The 6,471-nt window shown below is 42.1% G+C and carries 6 protein-coding genes; 4 read left to right on the forward strand and 2 right to left on the reverse strand.

Going from position 1 to position 6,471, the window contains the following annotated elements; all coding sequences use genetic code 11:
* The first annotated feature begins 197 nt into the window (after window positions 1-197).
* The 4 genes from B2X33_RS00575 to B2X33_RS00590 all read left to right on the forward strand — a co-directional run bounded on the left by B2X33_RS00575 (window position 198) and on the right by B2X33_RS00590 (window position 5,295).
* Complete coding sequence (locus tag B2X33_RS00575) at window positions 198-2,342, forward strand: EAL domain-containing protein (protein WP_296666717.1); 2,145 nt, start codon at window positions 198-200, stop codon at window positions 2,340-2,342.
* 322 nt (window positions 2,343-2,664) lie between these two features.
* The gene (locus B2X33_RS00580; RefSeq protein WP_296666719.1) at window positions 2,665-2,889 is read left to right on the forward strand and encodes a DUF6110 family protein; all 225 of its coding nucleotides are present in this window, start codon (window positions 2,665-2,667) and stop codon (window positions 2,887-2,889) included.
* Window positions 2,890-2,918: 29 nt separating this feature from the next.
* Window positions 2,919-4,994, forward strand: coding sequence for a heavy metal translocating P-type ATPase (locus B2X33_RS00585; protein ID WP_296666721.1), 2,076 nt, complete (start codon window positions 2,919-2,921; stop codon window positions 4,992-4,994).
* 1 nt (window position 4,995) lies between these two features.
* A complete protein-coding gene (locus tag B2X33_RS00590; RefSeq protein ID WP_296666723.1) occupies window positions 4,996-5,295 on the forward strand; it encodes an HMA2 domain-containing protein in 300 nt (99 codons plus the stop codon).
* A 91-nt stretch (window positions 5,296-5,386) separates the two neighbouring features.
* Here the strand turns inward: B2X33_RS00590 and B2X33_RS00595 are convergent, their stop codons facing one another.
* Both B2X33_RS00595 and B2X33_RS00600 read right to left on the reverse strand, forming a co-directional pair.
* Window positions 5,387-5,815, reverse strand: a complete 429-nt coding sequence (locus B2X33_RS00595; protein ID WP_296666725.1) for a type II toxin-antitoxin system VapC family toxin — start codon at window positions 5,813-5,815, stop codon at window positions 5,387-5,389.
* A gap of 29 nt (window positions 5,816-5,844) precedes the next feature.
* Window positions 5,845-6,114, reverse strand: coding sequence for a type II toxin-antitoxin system Phd/YefM family antitoxin (locus B2X33_RS00600; protein WP_296666727.1), 270 nt, complete (start codon window positions 6,112-6,114; stop codon window positions 5,845-5,847).
* Window positions 6,115-6,471: the final 357 nt, after the last annotated feature.

Below are 6,471 nucleotides of genomic sequence, written 5' to 3' on the forward strand. Positions count from 1 at the left end.
ATGAAATTGCAGCGGAGAAATTTCAAAATGTGTGGAGGCATTTTCTGGGGCTGTAAGGGTAAGAAGAGCATAGATGGCTAGATTGCGGCATACCGTAATAAGTAATTATGGCAGGATTTTTTTTATTAAAATTTAACTTGCATTAAATAGTTTCTTAATCCTGTCTGCTTATTATTTCCGGTATGAAACAGATTAGTATGAAGCAGATTAAGCTTGGCCCTTTGACCACAGTCGATGATTTTATCAATTCAAAAAGCATGTATCCTGTTTTTCAGCCAGTGATTTCATTGAAGGACGCTTCCGTAGCCGGCTATGAATGTTTTATCCGTTTTGACGCCGGAGATATAGCAGAAGAGAATTCATTTTTTTCTCCGGCAAATATTTTTGCCCAGAAAAAGATAGAGGACAATGTCTGGTTTTTAGACAAGCAGTGCCTCAAGATAGCTGTAAAGACTGCCCGCGCAATTGGATTGCGGAAGAAGCTTTTTGTGAACTTGAACGCCGCATCGTTTTATGACAAGAGTTTCCAGAAAGACTATGTTCTGCGCGCTCTGCAAAAATACGGAATTGAAAACACAGATGTTGTAATTGAAATTTCTGAGATTGATTTTGATGAAAATACCCGGAGCTTAATCTGCGATGAGGCTGAATATTTAAGAAGCGCAGGAGCGAAAATTGCTCTCGACAATATGGGCAGAAAAAACTTCGGGATGAAAAACATTTACGATCTGAATCCCGACTATATAAAGCTCGACCGTCTTATTGTTGAGAACGTGGAAAACGACAAAAGCAAGCAGGAAATGATCCGGAGCCTGCTTGATTTTGCAGGAAACATCGGAGCAAAAGTAATCGCGACAGGAGTTGAAAGCGGTGAGGAGCTGAAGAAACTCGTTAATCTTGGTGTGGGCTATGCCCAGGGATTTTTCATTGGAGAGCCTGACCGCATGTTTACAAAGGCAACAAACAGCTCATATACTGTGGTTTCTTCAATCCGCTACAACGAAGGGCTTCTTGAAAAGAAGATAAGTGAAAGTCAAAGCCAAAAAGATAAAAAAACAAGGCAGAAAAATAAAACTGAGCATGGACTGCAGCCTGCCGCGCAGATAAAGTCAAACCGAAAAATTGGAGAATTCTGTATTCCAGGAATCACATTTCCGCCAGAAACGCCGGTTGTCGAAGTCCTCCAGCTTTTTCAGACTAATCCCGACTGTCTGCTCGCTGTTGCCGTCGATGCTGAGAACAAGGTGCTTGGCACAATCACGCGCTCAAAATTTCTTGCGCTTTTCAGCTCGCGCTACGGGTTCAGCCTTTATTCTCAAAAAACAATCGGCAGCCTGATGAAAAAGGATTTTCTTTCCGTTGATGAGAACGAGACTGTAATCGAAGTGTCGCAGAAGGCGATGCTCCGTGATGAAGAGACTATCTATTCGCCGATCGTGATTGAATCGGACGGAAAATACAAGGGAATTGCGACCGTCAAAAGGCTTCTTGACGCTTTGGTGAATGTCGAAGTGGCGGAGAAGACTCAGGATTTGATGACGAAAAACAAAATTCTCTTGCAGCAGCAACAGATTCAGCTGCGCGATATGAAAATGGCGGAGCTTGTGCAGAAAAGCTTCTACTGCTCGAAATCGCCAGACACTAAAAACTGGGAGATTGCGTTTTTCTTCAAGCCGATGGCGTCTGTTTCGGGCGATGTCTACGACTTTTATGTGAGCAAAGGCCGTGAGTTTCTCGGCTGCTCTCTGTTTGATGTTTCTGGACACGGAGTTGCCTCTGGGCTTGTCGGAATCCTCTCAAAATATCTCGCGGTCCAGACATTCAAGCATAATTCCGGCGAAAAGCTGGACGCAATGCTTAAAACCTTCAACAAGTCTCTTATTGAAGCTAAGGGCATGGTTGAAAATTATCTGACTGGTGTTTTTATCAGGGCGGAATCCAAGGCAGATTGCGCAAAAATAGAATATGTTAACGCCGGCCATCCAGACGTAATGATAAAAAGAGCGGGGCAGAAGACAGCAATTCTAGGCGAGGGCAAGAAGTTTAGAGGCTCATTTCTCGGAATAGACGGGCTTCCTGACGACTTCAAGACAGTCGAGGAAAAAATCGGACACGGAACATACTTTCTTTTGTATACCGACTGTTTGGTTGAAAGCCGCAATCTGATGGGATTTGAGCTTGAAGGCCCGGTTTTATGCAAAGTGTTCGACAAGGCCTGCGGAAAAAACGGCGAAAAATCTGCGGAAGAAGCCTTGCGCGCTCTTATGGACTCGTTCAGATCGTTCACAGAGGGAATTCAGCTCAAAGATGATTTGACAGTGATTGTGCTGAAATATAAATAGCAGAAAAAGCAGAGTGTAATTGAAAATGCAAAGTATATGAACTTAAATAGCCTCAATTTCGAGTTTTAATAAAAACAACTGCTAAACAGTTATTCCTATGCTAACAAGGCTGTCATTGCCGTGCTTGACACGGCAATCTACTGAAAATTTCCAATGGATTATCGGGTCAAGCCCGATACTGACATTAAATTATAAAACTCGAAATTAAGGGTAAATAAAAAATTGTAAAAAGACCTCTAAAATATTGAAGTTAGCAGTTGATAACTATATACTGTTTTTCTTGAGGAGTTTATTTCAAAAATTCTATAAAAGAGGTGTTTTTATGACAAAACTTGGTGCATTTGCGATTGGCGTTGCAGTTGGAGGTGTTGCGGTTGCAATTGTCAAAACAGCAGGATTTAAAAAGGTTTGTTCAAAAGTTGTCAGCGCAGGAATGCAGCTAAAAGATGAAGCCGCATCTTTTGTTGAAACAATCAAGGAAGATGCGGAGGACATCAAGGCTGAGGCGGCTTACAACAAAAACGCTGCCGCTCAGGCCAACGCGTAGTTTAACATTTAAAAAGTAAAGGGATAGCAATGAATTTTCAGATTTCGCATAGTATTCCTGGGCGTGTAAGGCTTCGGTATGATTGGCATTTTCTGTCTCAAAGGCAGGCAATGCTTGTGCAGATGCTCGTCGGCATGCAAGACGGAATTTTATCAGTCGCTGTAAATACGGTTTCAGGAAGCATTCTTATTGAATACAAGGATATTTCTCTTGAAACGGCAATTTCTTATGTAAAGGCGCTGAACGAAAAATACCTGAACGATGAGACTCTTCTTTCAAGCGTTTCTGTGCCGTCTGCGCAGGAAAGTCTTCTTGGAGCGTTGCTTTCCCTTACTACAGAATATTTTATTAAAAAAATGCTTCCTCTTCCGCTAAGAAAAATTATTTCTCTGATTTCAATTGTTCCTCGTGTTCAAAAAGGCCTTGAGCGCTTTGCTGGCGGAAAGCCGTTCTGCGCGGAAACTCTTGATGCGACGGCAATCACTCTTTCATACCTTGCTGGCGATATAAACACAGCAGGCACAATAAATTATCTCCTTGATATTGGAGATACGCTTGAGGACTACACAAAAAGAAAATCTCAGGACAATCTTGCGCAGTCGCTTCTTGTAGCTGACGAAACCGTCTCAGTGATTCAAGATGGAGAAGAAAAACAGATTTCTACACAGCTATTAAAGGCTGGCGACGTTGTGATTGTGCGCGCCGGCTCTTCAATTCCAGTTGACGGAATAGTTACGGATGGAATCGGTATGGTGAATCAGTCTTCAATGACAGGCGAGGCGTTGCCTGTCCAGCGTGAAAAAGGCTCTACAGTTTTTGCGTCTACAATTCTTGAAGAAGGCGAAATCAAAATAAAAGTAAAGGCTTGCGGCGGAAAAACAAGGGCCAGCAAAATCGCAAGTATGATTGATCATTCAAATTCTTTGAAAGCCGAAAGCCAAAAAAAGGCAGAGCGTGTTGCAGACAGTCTTGTAAAATACAACTTTTTGATTGCAGGTCTTACATATTTTATTACGCGGAATTTTACAAAGGCGGCTTCAACTCTGCTCGTAGACTATTCCTGCGCGATGAAGCTTTCTGCTCCGATTTCAGTTCTTTCTGCAATGCGCGACTGTGCGCGGAACGGAATTTTTGCAAAAGGCGGAAAATTCCTTGAAGATTTTGCAAAGGCGGACACGATTGTTTTTGACAAAACCGGCACTCTGACGGAGTCAAATCCAGTGGTACGAAAAATAATTCCGTTTGGAAACAGGACGGAAAATGAAGTCCTGAAACTTGCCGCCTGCCTTGAAGAGCATTTTCCGCATTCTTTGGCGCGGGCTGTGGTAAACGAGGCTTCTGCGAGAGGACTTGCGCATAAAGAGGAGCATGCGAAAGTTGAATATATTCTTGCGCACGGCATAGTTTCAAGTCTTGGCGAAAAAAGACTTTGCATCGGAAGCGCGCACTTTATTTTTGATGATGAGAAAATTCCGCTTAACGATGAAGCGAAAAAAATCATGGAATCGCTGTCGGACTGTTCACAGCTTTACTTTGCTGTAGAAGGCGAGCTTGCCGCAATCATCGCAATAGAAGATCCTATAAGAAAGGAGTCTTTTGAAGTGATCCAAAAGCTCAAAGAGTCAGGATTCAAAAATGTAATGATGATTACGGGCGACAACAGAAATACGGCGAAAGAAGTTGCAAGAAAAACAGGCGTAACAGGCTTCATTGCAGAGGCTCTGCCAGATACAAAGCTTTCATGGATTGAAAAACTGAAAAGTGAAGGGCACAAAGTAGTTATGGTAGGCGACGGCATAAACGATACCCCTGCGCTTTCTGCGGCAACGGTCGGAATCGCAATGGGAAAATCAAGCTCGATTGCAAGCGAAACTGCCGATATTCTTTTGCCAGACGACGGTTTGGCTTCGCTTCCTGTGCTGCGAAAAATCAGCCAGAATCTGATTTCAAGAATCAACAAAAATAACAGCGCAATAATCGGAATAAATTCTATGCTCATTGCAGGCGGACTTGCGGGAGCAATTTCTCCACAGACTGCGGCTTTGCTTCACAACAGCACGACAGTTGCAATAAGTGTAAATGCCATGGGCAATTTGGACAGATAAAATGATAGTGTCAAGTTTCTTTCCAGGAAGAATCCGTTTGCGAAATGAAGTTTTTAAGGATGCGGAAATTTATGCTGCTTTATACGCAGCTGTCGGAAACCATCCTGCTGTAAAAAAAATCGAGCGCAATGAAAGAACTGGAAGCGTTCTTCTTGAGTACATTCCGGAAAAACTTCCAATAAACAAACTTCTTGCGTTGCAAAGCGATTTGCTTGCTCTCGGAAAACTTGCGGAATTTTACAGTGCAAAAAACAAACCTGAAATCCTAAAGAGAATAAAGGAAATTGAATCAAAGCTTTAGTTGCATTATGTCCGCAGCTTGCTGCGCGCGGTTCTCGCTTCGCTCGGACTGTCTGCGGCATTGCTCCCGGCGCTACCGCAATTTGTTTTTTCTATGCGGAAAACCAGTCCTCAACTCTTAGGAAAGAACGTTCAGTTGCTTCTGAAAAATCGGAGCCATTGCGGGTCACAAGAACCATTCCGTTTGCAATCGCTGTTGCCGCAATCTGGGTGTCTCCGTATGGCAGCATTTTTCCGCATTTTTCGCAAGTTCCAAGCAGCTGTCCGCAGATATTCGCAGAAAATTCGTCATAGGGGATTATCTCAAAATTATTTTTCAAATCTTCTGTGAATGCGGAAATTGAATCCTTTCGTTTTCCTTCCGGCATTTTGGAAACACCATAAGTTAATTCCTGCCAGGTTACGGCAGAAATCGCGCACATATTTTTTCGCGCTTCATATAATGCAATTACATTCTGATTCGGTCTTTTTTTTGAGAATTCTGAGACGATATTTGTATCCAATAAATAAATTTTATTCATTAAAAACTCCTGTAAGAAATTATGAGCAGCTATTCTTCAAAAATTACCCTGTTTGGATCCGGATAAACTTTTGGCGGAAGAGGAATCCCTTCATCACTCAACACATCTGCATATTTCTCGCGCCATTTTGAAAGCCAACTTGGTCCATCAGCCGAAGACTTTTTCTCGTATTCCTCATAGCTGATAATCACCGCAACAGGTTTGTCATATCTGGTCAGTTCCACAGGCTCTCCGCCTTCCGCGATTTTTACAAAATTAGAAAGATTGTTCCGCGCCTCGTAAATTGAAGTTCTGCACATAACGACACCTCCAAAATATCTTTTATAAAATAATACAACGCAAAAATATTCTGGTCAAGATTAACAAATGTTGGCTAGAGCTTATGGAAAGAATAAGAGCCTGATTTTTAGTCATGGAATTTGCGTATTATATATAGAAGAAAGTGTGATTTTTTATTTGGCGGAACAAAATTCCAGTTAAAATGACAAGATTTTAAAATTTTTCTATTTAGCCCGAATGTCGAGTTTCGATAAGAACAGTAATTTAAGTGTCATTCCCGTGCTGCGACACGGGAATCTGTTGGAAATTTTCAATAGATTATCGGGTCAAGCCCGATAATGACATAAAATCATAAAACTCGAAGTTTGGGCTATTTA

This window comes from Treponema sp. UBA785, from assembly GCF_002297065.1.
Lineage (GTDB): Bacteria > Spirochaetota > Spirochaetia > Treponematales > Treponemataceae > Treponema_D.